This is a genomic window from Longicatena sp. 210702-DFI.1.196 (assembly GCF_020563125.1).
GTDB classification, from domain to species: Bacteria; Bacillota_I; Bacilli_A; order Erysipelotrichales; family Erysipelotrichaceae; genus Longicatena; species Longicatena caecimuris.
The window spans coordinates 62,403-83,528 of record NZ_JAJCPX010000011.1 but is presented as its reverse complement, the minus strand read 5'-3'; the positions used below and the strand labels follow the sequence as shown (position 1 = coordinate 83,528).

The window sequence follows — 21,126 nt, the reverse complement described above, 5'->3', positions numbered from 1 at the left end:
TTTTTCTCTCAGGAAGCATATCAATCAGCTGATGAGATTTGAAATCAAGAAGAAGACAGACATATTTACTATGATTATCCTTCAAAGCATAGACTTCATCGATACATAAGATTTTAGGAAAAGTTCTACGCTTTATGCGAACATAAAGATCGAAAATTTCCTGTGCCTTAGTTGGAAAAATATAATTATGCCGTGCAATGCTGGAGAAAGTAGAATTTGACTCTTTCAGCTCATTCAGCACATTAAGAACAGTAAGGCTGCTTATAGTATGCCTGGAAGGCAAGAAGGGATTTGATTCAAAAAAAGTTTTGCCACATATAGCGCACGCAAAGCGTCTGGCACGATAGCGTATCAGACAAGAACGGCTGTTCAGTGCAGAATGGGTAATAGATTTAGTTTTATAGTCTTTAACATGTGTAGAAGAAGAACCACAAGAAGGACAGCTAAACTTTTTAGATACGAGAGTAATGTCGATAATCAAAGAACCGTTTTCACTTCAAGAAGAGGAAGAGAATAAAACATTGTAGGTTTGTCAATGATGTATCACACAATGAGCGTATTGGTAAGAAACCCTGAATAGGTGATAAATAACCAAGAGGTCTAGTAGGTCTGTTATTTGATTTATTAAGGTATTTCTCAATTTGAGATGAAGCATCTTCTAATGAATAAAATGCTGCTTTATCATAAAATCTTTTTTGATCTTCTCTATGGCTTCTTTCTACCTTTCCATTATGTCTAGGTGTTGCCGGCCGTATTGGATGATAGACTATTTCGTTTTATAGCAAGGTTTCTTCGAATAACGTCTTCTTCTCGCTCACAAGACGATTGGTAAATTCAAATCCATTATCTGTTTGGATACATTGAATCTTAAATGGAAAGAACTTGATACATTCCATAAGGAATTTTGTAGAAGAATAAGTGGAATGTTCTTCAAAGAAAGCAAGATAACGAAGTCTGGAAGCTTCATCAATCACAGTGTACTGATAAAGTTTTGTACCTTTCAAATCTCCAACAAGACAGCAGGTAGGAACATACTTCACATCAATTTGTATCTTAGTACTGGGAACGGTAGGCGTATCATATGGCTTGTTTATACGTTTCTTATGCGCTTTTTTAACGGGGGACATAGAGGGCGCGCGCATAACACGGTAAAGGGAGGAAACGCTCCTGGAATAGTTGTAAAGTACTTTCAAACGTAACCAAAAGTCAATCAAGCCCATATCAGGATTTCTTCTTCTAATATCCTTGATCCATTTGATTTCAGTATCCGTGTGCTGATTAGGATGATGATGGGGTCTATGAGAATGGTCTGCAAGAGAATGGATATCGCCATTGAAACGATAAACCCAGAAATAAATAAATTGACGTGTAACTTTATAGCGGATAGCCGTTTTAGTAGCACTGATACGATTATAAAATTTAACAATGGATAGACGAAAACGCATATCTTGAGTTATACTATTCATGCAAGAGATCTCCTTTCTGATGGTGTGGTAACTTAAGTATAGCGAGTCTCTTGCTTTTTGTTAACCTATTCTGTAACACATCTATTGTAAACCAACACGAGAAGAGGAAGAGTAAAACATCTTCTTGAGGAATATTCAATAAATCTGTTATAATATCCATAGTGGAAAACCCCTTTCGTTAAGAATAATGTTTTACAACGATATTCTACAACAAAAGTTTTTTTTGTGAAATGAACAAAAGAACCCATCCCACAATAATTTAAAGGTAAGCTCTTTGTAAACCTAATTTAGAGGCAGGTTTTATCCCCACGATAATTTAAATATCCAAGATTTCTATCTTTTTTTATCCTTACCAAAGATATATTATAAATGATAAAAACATAAAATCCCATGAAATGTATAGAAAAAACTGAAGCACCACATGTTTTTGCGGTGGACTTCAGTTTCCCATGTTTTTTTAGATACTCATTTAAACTTATCGTGGTTTAAAGAAAATGCTCTTTAAACTTTAGAGTGGATAAGTGAAGTAAAAAGACAATCAAAAGGGATGAAAATCACCTTAGAGATTGTCTTTTTATAATAGCCGAAATCAAACGCCAATTTAGTTATGATTTTTTATATGGACTACGTTTTTTCACTATGCATTTATCAGTGCATAGAGAATCAGAGATACTGGAAAAAACTTTTCTATTCAATGCGGAAATACAACGTTTTCTAAATCGTTTGAAATTAGATATTCCTTTAGATATCTGAATATATGACTTGAATTTTCCATTTATGTAAAAGTAAAATGATATTGATCTATAGTGAAAATATATAAATTAAAAAATAGTACATATTGTCTTTATTCTAAAAATGTGATACAGTCTAAGTATACATATAGAGGGGATACTTATGAACTGGAAGGATAGTTTAGTTAAAGGCATTGAGCTAAATAATGTTAAAAAGATAAGAAAACAAGAATATTATTACAAATCTTTAAATAAGAATCTTGTTGAAGGTTATTTGAAAGAAAATTGGGAAATAGATAAAGAATTCAAATATAAGACTAGGATGAAAAAGATTAAGGCATTTGATGAAATTTTTGAGAATGATGTTTGGATGTTGTTTTATAATCTGGGCTTCAAAATGATGAATAAAGACCGATCATTTAGTATACCTTATAACAAAGAAGAAAATTTAACTCAGCAAATAGATGTTTTTGCAGCCGATGACGAGACTGTAATATTAATTGAATGCAAAGCAACAGAAATTATAAATAAAAAACAAGATTTTAAAACTGAAATTGAGGCTTTAAAAGGAAAAAGCGAAGGAATGATTACAGCAATTAGGAAACAATTTCCAGAGCATAAGATCAAAATTATATTTTCCACAAAAAATTATAATGTTAGTCAGCGCGATCGGGTTAGAATGGAAGAATTTGATATCTCTTATTTTGATGAAGATAAAATTTCATATTATAAAGCATTAACTGAACATTTAGGAAATGCTGCAAGATATCAGCTTTTGGGCAATTTATTTGCTAATAAAAGGATACAGGGATTACATAACGTAGTGCCCGCTATTTCTGGTAAAATGGGTGGATATAATTATTATTCATTTTCAATAGAGCCAGAAACTCTTCTTAAACTAGGATATGTATTACATCGAACTGATTCTAATAAAGATTCTATGCCTACGTATCAAAGACTTATCAAAAAACAGCGGCTTAAGAGTATACAGGAATTTATTGAGAATGGTGGCTATTTTCCTAATTCTATAATAGTAAGTATTGAGACTGGTAAAAAAGGTTTGAAATTTGAAAAAGTTAAAAGTAATGTAGATAATACATCCTTATCTAAATTAGGTTTTTTGCATTTACCACAAGCCTATAAAAGTATTTATATAATAGATGGACAGCATAGATTATATTGCTATTCAAACACAAAATATAAAGAGACTAACACCATTCCTGTGGTTGCTTTTGAGAATTTAGAGCAAGAAGAGCAAATAAAAATATTTATGGACATTAATGAAAATCAAAAAGCTGTTCCGAAAAATTTAAGAAATACACTAGATGAAGATCTTAAATACGAATCAAAAGATCCAAAAGAAATGCGAGAAGGTTTAGCATTAAAAATATCAAGAGAGTTAGGAGAAAATAGAAATTCGCCACTTTATAATAGAGTTGTTGTAGGTGAAAATACTATTACGCCTGAACGGTGTATTACATTAGAAACATTAAGCAAAGCGATTAAAGAAAGTGATTTCTTATCGAAGTATAAAAACAACAATTTAATATCTTATGGAAAATTTGATCAATCGAATAATGACAAAACTTACGAAAGATTATATCCATTTATCGTTGATTGTCTTACCTATATGCAAAAGGAAATAGGAGAAGATGAATGGAATAAAACAAATGATGACAAGAGTGCTTTTGTAAAAAATAATGTTATATCTGGTTTTATAAGAGTTTTAAATTCATTAATTATATATCTAACTGATAAAAATAAAATAAATCCATTGTCAGACAATCCTAAAAAAATATATTATGAAATAAAAAACTATTTAAAAATAATAGTAGAGTACTGGCTAAACGCGTCTGAACAAGACAAAATAGAGTTAAGCAGTTCATATGGCGCTGGTGGTCCAATTAAAATGTGTAGAACTTTTGAAAGAGAAATTAATAAACACTATGGTTCATTCAATCCGGATGGTCTTGAAAAATATTGGGGTGATAGAAATAAAGAAAATACCAAAGAGGCTCTACTACTTATAGATTCTATTTTACATGATTTGAAAAGAGATGTTAAAAATAGATTAGATGTCTCATTTGGCGAAGATAATATTGAGGCTTATGCTCCTAAAGAGGTAGTATTAAATTTGACCAATAAGGTTACAAATTATAATTATAATAAACCTAAAAGTCAATATAGAGGGGTTTGGGATTTTATCAACTTTAAGGATTTACAGGCTATTTTAATATATGGCACAAATTGGACTGAAGTTTTTGATAAAAAATTTATATTCCCAATAGATAAAAAGGGAAACAAAAAGGAAACTACTCAATGGCTAATTGATTTACACATTATCTCTAATAAAATTGAACATTCATCAACAATCACTCTTGAGAAATTCGAATTTGTAAAAAGTGTTTATATTTGGCTAAAAAATCTTTTAAAAGAAACTAATAAAGTTTATTCTTAAAGTTTATGAAGGATGGGATATATTGTGTTAGATAAAGTATATGGCAGTCCTCTAAGATGGGCTGGATCTAAAAAAAAATTATTAAACGAGATGCTTGTAATGTTTGATCAAGATAAAAAAATTTATGTAGAACCCTTTCTTGGTTCTGGAATCGTGCTAATTAACACTTTAATTTATAATTTATATGACGAATATTATGTTAATGATGTTAATGAAAACATTGTGAATTTTTTTCTTGATTTAAAAAGTAATTTTGATAAATTATGCAATAAAATTGAACACATGGTTTTTGATTATAATAAATTATTAAGCAATGAATCTAAAGCATTATTCTTTTATGATAAGAGAAAGCAATTTAATGAAAATAGAATATCGCCTATAACAAGAAGTGCTATATTTTGGTTTCTAATGAAGACAGGATATAATGGAGTTTATAGAATAAATTCACATAAAAAATTTAATGTACCATTTGGAAAAAAATATAAATTATATTTTGATAAAGAATTTTTCCTTAAATTATCAATGGAGATCCAAAAAGTTAATTTTTATTGTGAGGATTATCAAAAATTTTTATTAGATATAAAACAAGCTAAAGATATTGATCAATGCTTTATCTATTGTGATCCACCATATATACCTGAAACTAAATCTACAAAAAATCAGATATTATATACTGCCGAAAGATTTGAACATAAAAATTTTCTTTGCTTTCTAGAAAAAAATTTTCTCAAGGAATGCTCCGTTATGGTATCAATGTCAAAGTCTAAAAACTCTACTGAATTATATAAAAATTATTTTAAATATTGTTTGAAGGTCAATGATATAATAAGAAAAGTTAACCCTAATAAAAATTTAAATTCTGTTGAAGAAGGATATTTAAATTATGTATATAAGGATATGCAGCAAGATTCTTAAGTTGAATTTTTCAAATACTATTTAATCTATCAAAAAATAATTATTCTTTATACTTTCATTAGTTAAATAAATAACTTAATATGTATATCTAATTTGATGTAAAAACAGTATAATCTCTTAAAATATCATAACTATTTTGTTATTTATAAGTCGCTTCCAAGTCCGCAAGGCAACCAAATCGCTTATCCTAGATTTTCTGCTTTTCATAAAGAACTAAAAATGTGGAAAATCAACCTACTGTGAAAGTAAATTGAGATATTCTAGAAGATATGTCACCTGATGAAATAGATTTGGATGATATCATTTTCTCTGAGGAGGAATATCACAAGGTATACAATGATCCCTTCAATTGGTCGAATATGAAACAAGTCAATGCGCTGCGTGAGAATATATGTTTATTTATCGGATGTTCATTGTCTGATCCTAATATGCGAAGATTATTGGATATCGTCCATAGTAAATCAGCTACCAGACATTTTGCCATCATGAAAAAAGAAAATATTCAGTTACCACCTTCAATTGAAAAAGGTCAAAGATCGTATCAGTTATATGAGAATTTTCATTTACATAATCGGAATGATTATTTCAATAGTTTGGGAATTAACGTTATTTGGGTGGATGATTTTGATGAAATACCAGAAGTTTTGCGTAACATAAAAAATCATTATGAAAGATAACATGCGATATCAGAAAAGAGAATACACAGAATCCTGTAAAAATTATATTTGGTTTTGTTAGCATTAAACTTTTCATTATCCTCCTGTATCATCTTTCTTTACTTATTGCATCATATCCTTCCATCTTCATTCGCATATGTCGAAACTATAGCAATTCTGTCAATAAAAAGATAGCAAAATGGCAAATTCGGCAGATAACTGGAAAGATTGGCATAAGGGAAAATGAAAGAATTTTCAACATGTAAAAAAAGACAAAAACCTTAATGAAATCGCTTGCAAAAAACATAAAATCGTATACAATATAACTATACTAGAAGTGAAGGAAGGAGCGTGAGTCACATGGTTAGAGAACAAGGTGTAGACAAAGCGCTCAAGGACGTACCTGTAGCAAGCAGGTATGTTTCAACATGGCATAAAATGGATGTAAAGTAATCGTGCTTTATGTCCGTTTTTTTATTCACTTACGATTCCATAGAATAAAAGGAGGAACTTAAAATGGATCAGAAATTCAACAAAGCATTTTGGGATGCATGTGCAAACGGTGACTTCGCAACCGTATGTGCAGAAATTAAAAAAGGTGCAGACATCAACTATCAAAACGGTGATGGCAGAACTGCACTGATGCGTGCATCAAAACGTGATTATAAGGACATTGTCCGTGTGCTGCTAGACAATGGCGCTGATGTAAACCTAGAAGATAATAAAGGAAAAACCGCCATTATGGGCGCATCGAAAAAAGGAAATAAAACCATTTGTAAGAAACTGATCGAAGCAGGAGCTGATGTAAACAAAGCCGATGATCGTGGCAGAACTGCTCTCATGCGCGCAGCTTTTCTAGGTCATGATCGCTGTGTGGAAGTATTATTAGATGCTGGCGCTAATATCAATGCCCAGGATGAAGTAGGAAGAACAGCATTGATGGAAGCATGCGTTGCCTTCAAAAAAGAAGTAATTCGCTTATTAGTTACCAGAGGTGCTGATGTTAATTTATGTGACAATAATGGTTGTACAGCACTGATGCGTGCTGCATATGGTGGCTATGTCAGCCTGGTAGAAGACTTATTAGCAAACGGTGCGGATAAAGATTTAATCGACAAAGAAGGCCATAAAGCTGTTCACTATGTTCGTGAAGACTGCTTAGCTCAGCTTAAGCCGATCCTGAAGTAGGAGGATGACGGTATGAAAGACTATTTATCAAGCGAAGTTCGCAACGTTGTCGTTCTTGGACATACCGGCGTTGGTAAAACTGCTGTATTAGAAAGCATGCTGTACTTTACCAAAGCAAGTGATCGTTTTGGTGTTACCAGCGAAGGAAGTTCCTTAATCGATTATGACCCTGAAGAAATTAAACGAGGATTAAGTGTTTATGCATCCTTAGTACCAATTGAATGGAAAGACTGTAAGATCAACTTTATTGACACACCAGGCTATATTGACTTCATTCGTGGTGCTGAGGCAGGTATTGCGGTAGGCGACAGTGCCTTGATCGTCGTGGATGCCAAAGATGCCGTACAGCCAGGTACACAGCGTGCTTGGGAAGCAGCGCAGAAGCATGGTATTCCAACCATCTTCTTCGTAAATAAACTAGATGAAGAAAACGCATCCTTTGATACTGCCTATGCAGCTTTGCGTGATGCTTTCGGTAAGGCAGTCATCCCATTTGAAGTACCAATCATGGAAAATGGTAAGACGATTGGTTCCATCAACATCTTAAGAGATAAAGCTTGGTATTTTGAAGGACCATTAGCTGATCCTGAAAAAGCGCAGCCGGTACCAGATGATATGAAGGATATCGTTGCCGAATATAAGAATCAGATCGCTGAAGCAATCGCCATGAGCGATGATGAATTGATGGAAAAATATTTCAGTGGTGAAGAATTCAGTGAAGCAGAATTGACGCGTGGTGTACGCTTAGGTGTACGCAATGGCGAAATCCGTCCGGTATATAGCGGCAGTGCTACCCATACCGTAGGTATTGAACGTTTGATGGATCTGATTGTAAAATACTTCCCAACCTATGGTGAACATGGCAGTATCGTTGTAACGGATTCTGAAACACAAGAACCGGTTGAACTGGAAACAAATGAAAAAGAATCCTTATGCGCACAGGTTTTCAAAACGATTGTCGATCCATTTGTTGGCCGTATTTCCTATATTAAGGTATTAAGCGGTGTGATGAGCAGTGATTCTGCTGTATACAATGCGACCAAAGAAAAACCAGAGAAGATCAGTACCATCTTCATTGTCAAAGGAAAGCATCAAACGGCTGTTGGTAAGCTGTTTACTGGTGATATCGGTGCAGTTGTAAAACTGCAATATACACAGACCAATGATACACTGTGTGAAAAAGGTAAACATTATCTGGCTGATCCAATTGTTTTCTCAGAACCAATGTTAGCTATGGCTGTCTTCCCTAAATCAAAGAACGATGAGGATAAGATGAGCAATGCGTTAGCACGTATGGTAGAAGAAGATCCAACCTTGCGTTTGGAAAACAATAAAGAAACGAAACAGACAATCCTGTATGGTATTGGTGATCAGCATATTGATGTTGTTTTAAATAAGCTGCAGGCGAAATATAAAGTAGAAGTACGCTTAGAAACACCAAAGGTACCTTATCGCGAAACGATTCGTAAAAAAGCAACCGGAGAAGGACGTCATAAGAAACAGTCCGGTGGTCATGGACAGTTTGGCCATGTCTTTGTCGATTATGAACCAAATCCGGATTCTGAAGAAATGGTGTTTGAAGAAAAGGTATTTGGTGGAGCAGTGCCTCGCCAATACTTCCCGGCAGTTGAAACTGGCTTACGTGAATGCATGGAGCATGGTATTTTGGCTGGCTTCAAGGTTGTCAATGTCAAAGCGACACTGTTTGATGGTAAGTATCATGATGTCGATTCCAGTGAAATGGCATTTAAACTGGCAGCCCGCTTATCGTATAAAGCTGGTATGGCACAGGCAAATCCAATCCTGTTAGAGCCTATCGTAGATATTACCGTACGTGTACCGGATGAATTTACCGGAACGATCATCGGTGATTTCAACAAACGTCGCGGAGCTATCATGGGTATGGATATGGTTGATGGTTATCAAGAAATCTCTGCACAAGTTCCACTGGCAGAAGTACAGAAATATCCAATCGAGTTGCGTGCTATGACGCAGGGCAGAGGCTCATATGTACAGAAATTCAATCGCTATGATCCGGTTCCCGCAAACTTAGCGGAAGGTATCATCGCTCAGCATAAGAAAGAGGAAGAAGACGAAAAATAAAAAGATTTTAAATTTCAAGTATCTGTATAATGAAGAGTGTATTTGATGCTAAGTCAAAGCACTCTTTTTGTATGTGAATCTACTTTGATAGTGATAGATACTCTTGTTTCTGAATGGTTAGATATGGATGAAGGAGGCTGCCTTTTTTAAGCTGGATAATATTTCTTTCCTTCAAACAGACATAACGAAAAGTGTAGAAATAACGACAGATGTTTTCAGTCCCTTTTACAAGAAATGACCATAGATTTATTTTATATCATCATGCAGATAAAAATTCATAGACGTATCACCTTGACAAATGTTCGATGTAAAACTATAATAATGTCAAGATAGTTCGATATATAACGAACAATAAAGGGGAGATTCTATGAAAGTGATACTACGTGCTACGAAAGAAACGATGCAGCATATTGCGAAATATCGGCGTTCTTTATTCGTCATGATCATCTTTATTTGGATAACCGGTGTATTAGCTCCGTTTCTACAAGTTGTCTTACCGTCACTGTTTTTATATTTGATAGAAACACAGCAATCTTTTGCGACACTTATGGTTTATGCAGGTGGAATTTCGCTGTTAGTGGCAGTTTTAGATAGTGCGCATAACTATTTGATGCAAACCTATGATCCTAAGATGTATGTGATTAAATGTAAGCTGACATTGCGGTTATATGAAAAAGCGATGCATGTACCTTATGCGCAGGTGGAAGATATGGAGTATCGGCAGCTTTTAAATCGGGCACAGACAAATGGCATTGACAACAGTGGCGTTGGATTTGAGCATTTTGTCAGAAATGGAATGGAGTTATTGATTGCAGTTACCGGCTTTTTTCTATATGCAATTGTATTTGGTTCCATGCAATTATGGCTTTGTGCTTTGGTTGTCACATTATCTTTATTAAGTATTTGGTTTATGAGCAAGGCGCAGGCGTATGAGCATGTACGAAAGCAAGATTATGCAAAGGCAGATCAACAGCTCCAGTATTATCATCATGAAGTAAAATTGCCTGGAAATGGAAAGGATATTCGTATCTTTCATTTACAAGATTGGCTGCTTGCTAAGATTCGTTATTTTCAAAAGTGTCGTGTAGAAGTGTTACAGGAAGTAGAACGTAAATATTTATGGGCGAAATGGGGCAGTACCTTTTTATCAGCTTCCCGTAATCTGATTGTATTTGCTTTCTTCCTCCATGAATTAGTGAATGGGATGTCGGTGTCCGTATTCGTATTTTATACAAGTGCCGCTGCTGCTTTTTCCGGTTGGATCAGCAAGATCGTGAATTTCTATAATGAAACAAGACGCGGTGCTTTGGGAATCGTTGATTATGATACGTATATGGATTTACCGATTGAAGAAGAAGGCGCAACATTGACCGTGCCTGATGAGGATCTGGAAATTGTGTTTGATCATGTGTCTTTCCGTTATCCGCAAGCCGAAAAGGATACGTTAACAGATATCAATTTTACTATTCATAAAAAAGAAAAGATTGGTATCGTGGGTAGCAATGGAGCCGGTAAAACAACCTTAATAAAATTATTATGTGGTTTATATACACCTACATCCGGGCGTATTCTCATTAATGGAATCGATATTAAAAAGTTTGCGAAAGAAGATTTATTTACCCATATCGCAGCCGTCTTTCAAGATTCCTGTGCGATGGCGTATTCGGTTAAGAAAAATGTATCATGTAAAACAAAGGATACCATTGATATGGATCTAGTTTGGGATTGTTTAGAGCGTTGTGAATTAAAAACGAAAGTGGAGCAGCTGCCATTACAAGAGGACACATATATTTCTAATCAAATCAGTGAGAATGGTGTGCTATTTAGTGGTGGAGAGCAACAGAAATTATTGATGGCGAGAGCTTTATATCGCAAGGCAAATCTGTTAATTCTTGATGAGCCTAGTGCGGCTTTGGATGCTTTGGCGGAAGCAGCATTATATGAAAATTATGAACGTGCAGCGAAAGCGTGTACTTCGATCTTTATCTCGCATCGTTTGGCATCTACACGTTTTGCGAATCGTATCCTTTTATTTGATCAAGGACAGTTGAAAGAAATGGGAACTCATGAAACACTGCTGCAGCAAAATGGCTTATATGCCAGAATGTTTGAGGCACAGGCAAGTTACTATCAGGAAGGAGGGATGAAACATGAAAGCACAACTACAAGAAGCGTGGACGATCTTGCGCTTGATTCATAAACAACGTCCGTATGTTATATTTTATGGTTTTAGTGCTTCCTTGTTAAAAACCCTTACTGCCTATCTTCCGTTATGGTTTACTTCGATTCTCATCAATCTTTTCCTAGCAAAAACGGATACACAATCTTTATTTCTAAGCGTACTGCTATTCGCATGCTGTATGCTTTTAAGTGAAGGCGGTCAATATGTTTTAGAATATCGTTTAAATATCGCGGTGAAGGAATTAGAGCTTGGGTTAGAAAAGAATATCAGTGAAAAGGCGATGTATCTCTCTTATGACAAATTAGAGGATAAAGATACTTTGGATTTAATTGAAAAAGCAAAGGCCGGATTTATGCAGAATGGTGGTATCCAAGTCATGATGGCTCAATTTTCTGCCTTGCTGGAAATTTGTTGTACGATAGTCATATCTTTTGGCTTATTGCTTTATTTGCTGAGTTGCCATGGTACCAACAAGGAGGGCATTCTAGGGTTCATGGATACTTTTTGGGCAGGTCTTGTTCTCCTGATGTTATTATGTGGCTATGCTTTGTTTGGTAAGTATCTATCAAAGGAGTTTTCCAAAGCAGGGATGAAGTTCTTTGATCAAAATGCCAAGTTAAGCCGAGAAAACAATTATTATAGCAGCGAAGTTGCTTTGAATCAGAAGATGGCGAAGGATGTCCGCTTGTTTCAGATGCAGGATACCGTATTAGAGGAAATGGCACAGCGCCAACAGAATTCTTTGAAATATTTTACGATCTTCAACCATCGCATTGCCATGCTTTTTTCCGAAAGTGTTTTCCTGGGAAATATGATGAATGGTTTCTTCTACATGTTTGTTATTTTAAAGGTATATGTAAAATCAATACCAGTTGGTGATTTTGTGACTTATGCCGGTACAATAACGAAATTGAATGATGCTATCTCGACATTTCCTATTATTTATACCGATTTAATGATGTTGTTCCATTATATGTCTTATTATAATACCTTCTTACAGCTGGCAGATCAAAAAGAGGACAGTGATGAAATTAGTTTACAAGAAGATTCTGTGATTACGTTTGATCATGTGACTTATGCATACCCCGGCAGTAATCAGCCGGCATTGCATGATGTTAGCTTGACTTTAGAACCTCATAAAAAAACGGCAATCGTCGGTTTGAATGGGGCGGGAAAAACGACACTGATTAAGTTGTTGTGTGGTTTATATGAGCCTAGTGAGGGAACGATTCGCATTGATGGTAAGCCGGTAACAGCAAAACAATTAAGTGCTTTGCAGAATAAATTCGGTGTCGTCTTTCAGGATTTTGCATTATTTGCGGGAACATTAAAAGAAAATATCACCTGTACTCCTAATGAGAAGGATGAGGCAATTCGCGATGTATTGAATCGCAGTGGTTTTGCAAAACGTTTGGCAACCTTACCTGACGATATTCATACGATGTTAGGTGTGCAGGAAAATGGCATTCAGTTATCCGGAGGAGAAGCCCAAAAGGTTGCCATTGCAAGAGCGTTGTATGCCGATCGGCCTTGGATCATCCTTGATGAACCTACGGCGGCTTTAGATCCGCTTTCCGAAATTGAAATATATACACATCTGAATGAATTAATTCAAAATAAATCGGCTATTTATATTTCCCATCGCATGAGCAGCTGTCAATTTTGTGATGATATCCTTGTATTTGAACATGGGAATCTTATTCAGCGTGGAAGTCATGCACAACTTTTACAACAAGATGGATTGTATCAACAATTATGGACGGCACAAGCAGCATATTTTCAAGAAGCATCTTAATATTAGGAAAAATGTTTACGGAGAAGTTTGTACTTCTCCTTTCTTTTATGAGATAATAAAAAAAAGAAAATATTTCAGGAGATGATTTTATTATGACTACGGTAACAGTTGCCTCTCTTCATCCGGTATATGAATGTATGAATTTTTTAGAACGCAACTATCGCAAACAGGAAGAGGTCTATGGCGTAGTAGCCTATGATGCGCTATATGAAAGCCTTTCGAAAAAACATTTGTTTGATGAAAAACAGCTGCGCAAGAAAATAAAGGCGGCGATGGCATTACAAAAGAAAGTAATCAAGGCCGTGAAAATAACGCAGGAAGAACAGGATTTTTATTTTTCTCAATTTGAAAGCTATGAATGCTCGATTGCGAAAGATCTCTGTTATGCGTATATTGATTATAAAACAACTGATCTTACCATGTTGCGTGAACAAGCATTATCCCTAATGGATGCCTATGGACATCGGCCGTTTCAGATGATTTGTTGCAGCGATGATATTACTTTGGAAAATCCAGAGGCTTTTGAAGAAGATTTTGATTTTATCGGCTATTTACGAAAACGTCAAGATCTAAGCAGTGATGATAAATGGAGAATGATTGAAGTATCCGCAGATGTACGTTATCATTTCCTGCATTTACTGGAACTTATGGAACCGGGAATTCGCATCCTGCAGGATGAAATCGAGAAATATCAGGATATTCTTACGGCATTTCAAGACTATGTGCAGACTACCGTAAAGAAAGAACAGGCCTTAGGACATCCGATTGCGATACAGACATTTTGTTATGATGCATATTTTACGCAAGATCAAAGGCAAGAAGATATCACGATCATTCCCAGCATTGCCGAATTAAATGCCATTGGCTGGTTAAAACGTTCTTTGATTGAAGCTGATAGCAGCATTTACATAATCGGAGTTTTAATGGATGATTCATATCATCGTGATAAACATTTAAGTGCTAAGGAAGATTTATTACAGGGATTAAAAATATTATCGGATAACAGCAAGTTTGAAATATTGAAACAATTAAGGAAGCATACAATGTATGGACAAGAAATAGCGGATAAACTAAAGCTGTCAAAAGCGACGGTATCGCATCATATGAATGCTTTAAGTTCGGCGAATTTTATCACGATACGTGAAGAGAAGAAAAAAATATATTATACGATGAACGAAGATTATATACGCAATATGTTCAGCCGCATAGAAGAAGAACTGCTAGGTAAATAAGCTGTGATAGCTTATAAAAAAGGAGAACACGATGAAAACCTGTATTTATAATGGGATACTCATGGATGGCATACATAAAACGCAACCAGGTGTCCTCATCATCGAAGATGGACGCATACAATCAATTAAGATTAACACTAAAAGTTTACCAAGTTGTGATGTTATGCTAGATGCAAAAGGTCAATATATTTGTCCGGGACTTATTGATACCCATACTCATGGCATCAGCGGTTATGATTTTAATAATATGGAAGGGTTGTCTTTAAGTGAAATTGCTAAAAGTGAAGCTGAAGAAGGGGTTACCGGCTTTCTAGCGAGCTTAGTTTGTGAAACGCATGAGGATATGAAACAGTTACTTACCTATTATGAAAAACAAGGAGTGGATGGTTTTTTCGGTATTCACTTGGAAGGTCCTTATCTAAATCGCCAGCAAAAAGCCGTGATGAAGGAAGAATGTCTGCGCGATCCCATGCTGGAGGAATTTAAAGAATACTTGCGCATTTCTTCAAAAATTAAATCAATGACAATTGCCCCGGAATTACCTAATGCTATGGAACTTATACGCTATGGCAATGCCCATGGTGTTGTCATGATGTTGGGACATAGCAGTGGTACTGCTCAAGATGTGCTAGCGGCTGAAAAAGCAGGGGTGAAAGGCATTACCCATTTGTATAATGCAATGAGTCAGCATGCACATCGTGCTCCCGGTGTGGTTACCGGAGCGGTGTTATCCAAGCTTATGTGTGAGCTGATTGTAGATGGCGTGCATGTGCACCCGGATGTCGTACAGGCAACCTATAAGATGATCGGGGCTGAACGTATTGTCTTAATAAGCGACGCAAATCCTTGCAAGCAGCTTCCCAAAGGCGAATATCTTTTCTCCGGCAAGCATGTTTTGGTAGATAAAGATAAGGCTATTGTGAAAGAAAGTGGACGCATTGCCGGAAGTACTTTACGCTTATGTGATGCTCTGCGTAATATGTGCGCATATTGCGGTTGTCAAAAGGAAGCGGCAATTGCCATGGCAAGTGCTCATCCGGCAGCTCTTTATGGTTGGAAAAAAGGACGTTTAGAAGTAGGTTATGATGCGGATATCATGATCATGGATGAGCAATTGCAAATTCATCAAGTGCTTCGCCAAGGAATTCAGATCCAATAATAGTCTGTTTTAGTAAGTGTTTTAACATCAATTAAAAAACATAAGCGAAACATTTTATCCAACATCTTATTGAAAAGGAGGAAACTATATGAAAGAAATCAGTATGACGGATATCAAAGGTATTCAGATTGGACAGGCAGAGGATGAAAAAGCAGGTACCGGATGTACCGTAATCCTATGCAAAGAAGGTGCCACAGCCGGTGTTGATGTGCGTGGAGGAGGTCCGGCTACCAGAGAAACCGACTTATTAAATCCTATCAATATGGTACAGCAGATTCATGCCGTCATGTTGAGTGGAGGCAGTGCTTTTGGCTTAGATGCCGCCAGTGGTGCTATGCAATATTTAGAGGAACAAGGCTGTGGCTTTGATATGCAGGTGGCCCATGTGCCTATTGTATGTGGTGCAGCACTATTTGATTTATCTGTAGGAGATGCACATGTCAGACCGGATAAACAGATGGGCTATCAAGCATGTGTGAATAGTGAATCACTTCCTTTTCAAGAGGGAAATCATGGAGTTGGAACCGGTGCCAGTGTCGGTAAGCTTTTAGGCTTTGATAAAGCGATGAAAAGTGGTATTGGTATGTATGGACTCCAGAGTGGGGATGTGCAGGTAGCAGCGGTTACTGCCGTCAATGCTTGTGGCAATGTTGTGGATTATCAGACAAATGAACAATTGGCCGGTGTGTATCTAAAAGAGCTGCAGAAAATGATGAGCTATGAGGAAGCATTGGCGCAGATGGAGAATTTGCGTAAGCTGCAAGATGGCAATACGACGATTGCCTGCGTGGTAACAAATGCGAAGTTGGATAAAGCACAATGTACCAAAATTGCCGGTATTGCACATAATGGCTATGCTCGCGCGATTCATCCGGTCCACACGATGAGTGATGGAGATACGATTTTTGTGCTTAGCACAAATGAGGTGGAAGTCATGCCGGATGTGGTAGGAATCTTAGCAACCGAAGTCATTGCGACATCCATACGCAATGCTGTTTTGCATGCTGAAGGAGCCTATGGGTTACTGGCACACAAAGATATCATAAAAGAATAGAAGATAAGCAACAGTTTGTATGGAAGCAAAGGATACAAACTGTTTTTTTTATTGATCATCATATAAGAATATCCAAATGCACTGCTAATCCATGTAAAAGTCATTAATACGATTCATCTTTTATGCTTTTTTGATTGGAGCTGTCTTTACCGCGATTTTCACCGCAACTGTATACGAATCAAAGAAATTAACGCACATTCATCCTTAACGAAATCGCTTACATGACAAAATTTGGAAGATAAGCATTGTAAATCACAACAACTACGCCTATAATATCTTTGTTATCTGCTGAAAGAAGATGTTTTATGACGATCTAATGACGTCAACAAAATGGGACAACAACAGATAATACCTGAAAAACACTCGTATCCATAAGGAACGAAAGTAGGAGGAAAACATGAAAAATCATAAGACACAGTACATGGCGTTCATGGCAATGTTTTTAGCCATTGAAATTGCCCTCGTATTGACACCGCTGGGTTATATCCAGCTGGGCATCATCAGCGCAACGACGATGCATATTCCGGTCATCATTGCCGGTATCACCTTAGGCAAAAAAGCCGGTGCACAATTAGGCTTTGTCTTTGGCTTAACGAGTATGTTAAATGCAACCTTTCGCCCATTACCGACATCCTTTGTCTTTACCCCTTTTATCACCTTTGGAGGAATGAGCGGAAATTGGACAAGTTTGATAATTGCCTTTGTGCCTAGAATATTATTAGGTTATTTGGCAGGACTGGTATATGAACAATTACAGAAAAAGCAGGTCAATAATAATGTCAGCATCATTGCCGGTGCTTTAACTGGTACTATCACGAATACCGTATTGGTGCTTGGTGGTATTTATCTGTTCTTTGGTGCTCAATATGCACAAGTCGCAGGTGTGGCTTATCAGGCATTGCTTGGCGTCTTGTTTGGCGTTGTGACAACGAATGGCATTGCGGAAGCAATTCTTGGTGCTATCTGCTGTTTGGTTGTTTGTAAAGCAGTTGCCCCAGCAACCCGCAAATTTAAACTAACGGATTCTTCCATATAAAAGATCTAAATAAAGTTAAAGAAGTATATAAAGATATATGAGAGCCTTGTCCCAGGCTCTTTTTTCATTGTTAAAACATAAAGAGAGGATGGCGAATACATGATGTTATATGACACTTTTCATAAGCACGCTGGTTCATCCATCGTTGATTAATAGAAATATAACCGGAATCTTAGCGGTTTTTCTTTCAATGATAAAGTAACATAAACGTATATGACATGTTATAATAAATGCATGAAAAACATTAGAAATGAGGGGATCCTATGCTGAAAATTGCGCATTTGATGGTAAAACGACATCATAAGACCATCATCCATGATTTAAATGTAGAAATACCACCGGCCTCATGTACCCTTTTTTGTGGAGATGACACAAGTGGTGTAAAAGAGCTGCTGGCTTGTCTGGCAGGTATACAAGAGTATCAAAGTGGTCAAATTCTGTGGGAAGAGCAACCGTTACAAAAGATGGATGTTGCTTATGCCTCAGGAAACGGCAGTGTTTTCATTGAACAAACGATACTTGCATATGGGAAGTTTCTGGCGCAATTTTATCCTGCGTTTTCTTTAACAATCTATCAACAGCTATTGCACACTTGTCATTTGGATGCTGCGAAACGTATATATCGTTTACAAAGAGATGAAAGAGCAATACTGGAAATCATTGCCGCTTATGCCACACAATGTCCGCTGATGATCTTAGATGATGTGGTATCTTCTTTGTCCTTAAAGAAATGGCAATTTTTATGGCAAGAATGTCTTACCCTTGGTCATGTACCGACCTTACTATTAGGATGTAAAGAAGAGCATGAAGCTAAAGCAATGGCGGATAACATTTTTTATCTGCAAGATGGGCAATTGCTAGTCCAACCTTTGGCAAAAGAAACTATGACTGAAGAAATGGCAAAGCATGAAGATATACAAGAAAAAAATATACAGGAACCAAGCGGACGCTTATTTGATGAGAAAGGCTGGGATGACGATGAAACAGATTGGTAAACAGCTGCGCCAATGTGCGTATATCATGCAAGAAGAATTGCTGCATCATGCGATCTTTGTATTTCCGCTAGTCGTGCTTGTCGTGTTGGCTCATCTTGTACAGGCGTTTACCTATCATGGTGCCCTCTTGCCCTTCCATGTCGTATATTATCAGCAATTTCTTTTTTGGAAGCTTGATATCCTGGTGGGAGTGCTTTTATTAAGTTACCTGCTTTTTTCACAGCTATGGCGGCAAAAGCAACATCGTCTTTTTCGTTATGAGCTGCTGCCTGCGCCTTCCTATGTCAGTGTGATCGGAAGACTTTTTGCCATCGTTTTTCTCTTGCTTTCCTATTGCTTTATTATTGATCTGCTTTATCTTGCGACGTATCAAATCATGGCAGGACAACTTACACAAACAATGACTTCGGCAGGGTTGTTTCGCTCCATTCTGCATGCATATTATCTTCATACGATATTGCCTATAACATGGGAACAATTCCTGCTTCTTTTCTTACTATGTGTTATCTTTGCTTTCTTTAATGTTACCCTAGCGAAGGCATGGAAACATCCCCTATCTCATGGTATCTATTTTTTGATACTGTTTGCTGTCATTTTCCTACTATTTGGCTGGTATCGTTTAAGTCATTTATCGACTTCTATTATTGACTTTCTCCAGACGCATCCATCGCTGCAAGAACCGATTGAGCAGGTGCTGCAATTTATGCAAATTCCTTATCTTTTGGATGGTATTTTGTTGATTGCAGGAAGTGTTGCGATATTCAACTATTGGCTGATACAGCATCGTCTGCAGAAAAGAAGGGAGAAGGGACTATGAAAAAATATACCTTGCTGTTGTTACCGATGATCATGCTTTGTTTCTTTGTGCTGTATCTTGGAATATCCCAACAACGTGATGATTTGCAATTTTACATTCAAACGGATCATGGCGACAGTTCCGTTTTAGATACATTAGGTTATGAATTTAAGATACAGGAAGGTTATGCACAATGGCTTGTCAAAGGGAAAGGCAAGCAAACAAAGGCGACCTATCTCGGTAAGCAAAAGGAAAATAGTGATCCTAATGAAATCTATGTGCTGGCAGAACCAATGGCAGATGATGCCTCTATGCAAGACATTGCGGCATTATGTGATGCAGACAGCAATCAGGAGCAAATCGGATGTTACTTTGCTAAAAAAGAAGAGGAAGTCCGTTATCGTCTGACGATCGATCATATTGATGAAGCGCATACGATGAATGTTATCGCGCTTCCTGATGATATGAAACAAACCTTAACTATCATGCGAAAAGATAAGAAGAAAATACCGGTGCTGTATGTAAAAGATGCTGAAAATCAGTACAGCATCCATGAGCTGGGAGACGAAGGCACTTACGATATATTTTTCAATTATGCACATCAGCCAATTCGCCAGGCGAATAAGAAAGATTACTATTTTTTCATCAGTGAAGCCTATCTCATGAGCGATTTATCTAAGCAGGGCTATGTCTGTAAAGAAGATATCGGCGGTATTTATCATGTGGATGAAAAAGGGGAAGTAAAACGTATTACAGCGATGAAGATAGGTGAAGAAGATCCTTATTTTATGAGCATTCAAGAACATCAGCTCACCTGCTTTATCCGTCGTAACGATCACGATTATCTTGTTTCTTATGATTTTGCAGGTAAGAAATTAAAAGAAATGGAATTGCCTGAGGTAGCCATGGTACAAAGATTTATTACGTTGGCAAATGATGAATTGCTTGTGTCGTTCTTAAAAACCGATGGTGGAGAGGTTGTAAAGGTATATGATAAGCAGCTGCATCAGATTGATGAAATTCCACTTATTCAGGAATTGAGTGATAATATTCATTGTATCTATCATGACAAGATCCTTTATACCATGGAAGAAAACGGAAACAATGGTCTTAAAATTGTGGTTTATGATGCACAACAAACGTTGTATGAAGGGTATTTGCTAATGAAAAATGATGCCGTCTCTTTGTATGATCAAATTTATCAAAAAGAAAATTATGAGGAGCTTGCTACGCGTATGAATGTTTCAGGCATGTGGCAATTTGATGTGAAATTATATATAGCAGATAACTAAGCGTTGCAAAGATTCGTTGGTTTTATCCCTTTGGGAATTTTTATGAAAAAACATTGACGGTCGAAAAG

Annotated in this window: 17 protein-coding genes; 14 read left to right on the top strand and 3 right to left on the bottom strand. The window is 36.4% G+C overall.

The annotated features are described in order from the left end of the window. From LI241_RS06925 to LI241_RS06915, 3 genes are all read right to left on the bottom strand, one after another. On the bottom strand, positions 1 to 481 hold a 481-nt coding region (locus tag LI241_RS06925), incomplete at its 3' end, for a transposase family protein (RefSeq protein WP_226897027.1). A 10-nt stretch (positions 482 to 491) separates the two neighbouring features. After that, positions 492 to 770 carry an integrase core domain-containing protein gene (locus tag LI241_RS15975; RefSeq protein ID WP_081484678.1) on the bottom strand — a complete coding sequence of 93 codons (279 nt, stop codon included), beginning with the start codon at positions 768 to 770 and terminating at the stop codon, positions 492 to 494. 6 nt (positions 771 to 776) lie between these two features. Beyond that, entirely contained in the window at positions 777 to 1,466 is a 690-nt protein-coding gene (locus tag LI241_RS06915) for a DDE-type integrase/transposase/recombinase (protein ID WP_008689394.1), read from the bottom strand. An 894-nt stretch (positions 1,467 to 2,360) separates the two neighbouring features. On the opposite strand from LI241_RS06915, the gene LI241_RS06910 reads away from it, so the two are divergent. The 14 genes from LI241_RS06910 to LI241_RS06845 all read left to right on the top strand — a co-directional run bounded on the left by LI241_RS06910 (position 2,361) and on the right by LI241_RS06845 (position 21,058). After that, on the top strand, positions 2,361 to 4,655 hold the full coding sequence (locus LI241_RS06910; protein ID WP_227151102.1) for a DGQHR domain-containing protein: 2,295 nt from the start codon (positions 2,361 to 2,363) through the stop codon (positions 4,653 to 4,655). Between the two features lie 24 nt (positions 4,656 to 4,679). Next, complete coding sequence (locus LI241_RS06905) at positions 4,680 to 5,570, top strand: Dam family site-specific DNA-(adenine-N6)-methyltransferase (RefSeq protein ID WP_213540209.1); 891 nt, start codon at positions 4,680 to 4,682, stop codon at positions 5,568 to 5,570. 269 nt (positions 5,571 to 5,839) lie between these two features. Further along, positions 5,840 to 6,247, top strand: coding sequence for an SIR2 family protein (locus LI241_RS06900; RefSeq protein ID WP_008689391.1), 408 nt, complete (start codon positions 5,840 to 5,842; stop codon positions 6,245 to 6,247). A 495-nt stretch (positions 6,248 to 6,742) separates the two neighbouring features. After that, positions 6,743 to 7,414, top strand: a complete 672-nt coding sequence (locus tag LI241_RS06895) for an ankyrin repeat domain-containing protein (protein ID WP_008689388.1) — start codon at positions 6,743 to 6,745, stop codon at positions 7,412 to 7,414. Positions 7,415 to 7,426: 12 nt separating this feature from the next. Continuing rightward, positions 7,427 to 9,517, top strand: coding sequence for an elongation factor G (gene fusA / locus LI241_RS06890; protein WP_008689387.1), 2,091 nt, complete (start codon positions 7,427 to 7,429; stop codon positions 9,515 to 9,517). A gap of 367 nt (positions 9,518 to 9,884) precedes the next feature. After that, the gene (locus LI241_RS06885) at positions 9,885 to 11,717 is read left to right on the top strand and encodes an ABC transporter ATP-binding protein (protein ID WP_008689386.1); all 1,833 of its coding nucleotides are present in this window, start codon (positions 9,885 to 9,887) and stop codon (positions 11,715 to 11,717) included. Next, a complete protein-coding gene (locus LI241_RS06880) occupies positions 11,668 to 13,494 on the top strand; it encodes an ABC transporter ATP-binding protein (protein ID WP_008689385.1) in 1,827 nt (608 codons plus the stop codon). The genes LI241_RS06885 and LI241_RS06880 overlap by 50 nt, the downstream gene beginning before the upstream one ends. Positions 13,495 to 13,586: 92 nt before the next feature. Then, a complete protein-coding gene (locus LI241_RS06875; protein ID WP_008689384.1) occupies positions 13,587 to 14,726 on the top strand; it encodes a helix-turn-helix transcriptional regulator in 1,140 nt (379 codons plus the stop codon). A gap of 31 nt (positions 14,727 to 14,757) precedes the next feature. Further along, positions 14,758 to 15,885 carry an N-acetylglucosamine-6-phosphate deacetylase gene (gene nagA, locus LI241_RS06870; RefSeq protein ID WP_008689381.1) on the top strand — a complete coding sequence of 376 codons (1,128 nt, stop codon included), beginning with the start codon at positions 14,758 to 14,760 and terminating at the stop codon, positions 15,883 to 15,885. 88 nt (positions 15,886 to 15,973) lie between these two features. Then, on the top strand, positions 15,974 to 16,939 hold the full coding sequence (locus LI241_RS06865; RefSeq protein WP_008689379.1) for a P1 family peptidase: 966 nt from the start codon (positions 15,974 to 15,976) through the stop codon (positions 16,937 to 16,939). A 397-nt stretch (positions 16,940 to 17,336) separates the two neighbouring features. Further along, positions 17,337 to 17,975, top strand: coding sequence for an ECF transporter S component (locus LI241_RS06860; protein WP_227151104.1), 639 nt, complete (start codon positions 17,337 to 17,339; stop codon positions 17,973 to 17,975). A 263-nt stretch (positions 17,976 to 18,238) separates the two neighbouring features. Beyond that, positions 18,239 to 18,970: an ATP-binding cassette domain-containing protein gene (locus LI241_RS06855; RefSeq protein ID WP_008689377.1), complete on the top strand. Its 732-nt coding sequence runs from the start codon at positions 18,239 to 18,241 to the stop codon at positions 18,968 to 18,970. Then, the gene (locus LI241_RS06850; RefSeq protein WP_227161030.1) at positions 18,954 to 19,787 is read left to right on the top strand and encodes a hypothetical protein; all 834 of its coding nucleotides are present in this window, start codon (positions 18,954 to 18,956) and stop codon (positions 19,785 to 19,787) included. Before LI241_RS06855 ends, LI241_RS06850 begins: the two co-directional genes overlap by 17 nt. Continuing rightward, complete coding sequence (locus tag LI241_RS06845) at positions 19,784 to 21,058, top strand: hypothetical protein (RefSeq protein ID WP_008689375.1); 1,275 nt, start codon at positions 19,784 to 19,786, stop codon at positions 21,056 to 21,058. The genes LI241_RS06850 and LI241_RS06845 overlap by 4 nt, the downstream gene beginning before the upstream one ends. Positions 21,059 to 21,126: the final 68 nt, after the last annotated feature.

Coding starts and splice junctions, on each gene's coding strand:
- LI241_RS06915 (WP_008689394.1), bottom strand. CDS start 1,466: ATGAATAGTATAACTCAAGATATGCGTTTTCGTCTATCCATTGTTAAA.
- LI241_RS06910 (WP_227151102.1), top strand. CDS start 2,361: ATGAACTGGAAGGATAGTTTAGTTAAAGGCATTGAGCTAAATAATGTT.
- LI241_RS06900 (WP_008689391.1), top strand. CDS start 5,840: ATGTCACCTGATGAAATAGATTTGGATGATATCATTTTCTCTGAGGAG.
- LI241_RS06895 (WP_008689388.1), top strand. CDS start 6,743: ATGGATCAGAAATTCAACAAAGCATTTTGGGATGCATGTGCAAACGGT.
- fusA (WP_008689387.1), top strand. CDS start 7,427: ATGAAAGACTATTTATCAAGCGAAGTTCGCAACGTTGTCGTTCTTGGA.
- LI241_RS06885 (WP_008689386.1), top strand. CDS start 9,885: ATGAAAGTGATACTACGTGCTACGAAAGAAACGATGCAGCATATTGCG.
- LI241_RS06880 (WP_008689385.1), top strand. CDS start 11,668: ATGAAAGCACAACTACAAGAAGCGTGGACGATCTTGCGCTTGATTCAT.
- LI241_RS06875 (WP_008689384.1), top strand. CDS start 13,587: ATGACTACGGTAACAGTTGCCTCTCTTCATCCGGTATATGAATGTATG.
- nagA (WP_008689381.1), top strand. CDS start 14,758: ATGAAAACCTGTATTTATAATGGGATACTCATGGATGGCATACATAAA.
- LI241_RS06865 (WP_008689379.1), top strand. CDS start 15,974: ATGAAAGAAATCAGTATGACGGATATCAAAGGTATTCAGATTGGACAG.
- LI241_RS06860 (WP_227151104.1), top strand. CDS start 17,337: ATGAAAAATCATAAGACACAGTACATGGCGTTCATGGCAATGTTTTTA.
- LI241_RS06855 (WP_008689377.1), top strand. CDS start 18,239: ATGCTGAAAATTGCGCATTTGATGGTAAAACGACATCATAAGACCATC.
- LI241_RS06850 (WP_227161030.1), top strand. CDS start 18,954: ATGAAACAGATTGGTAAACAGCTGCGCCAATGTGCGTATATCATGCAA.
- LI241_RS06845 (WP_008689375.1), top strand. CDS start 19,784: ATGAAAAAATATACCTTGCTGTTGTTACCGATGATCATGCTTTGTTTC.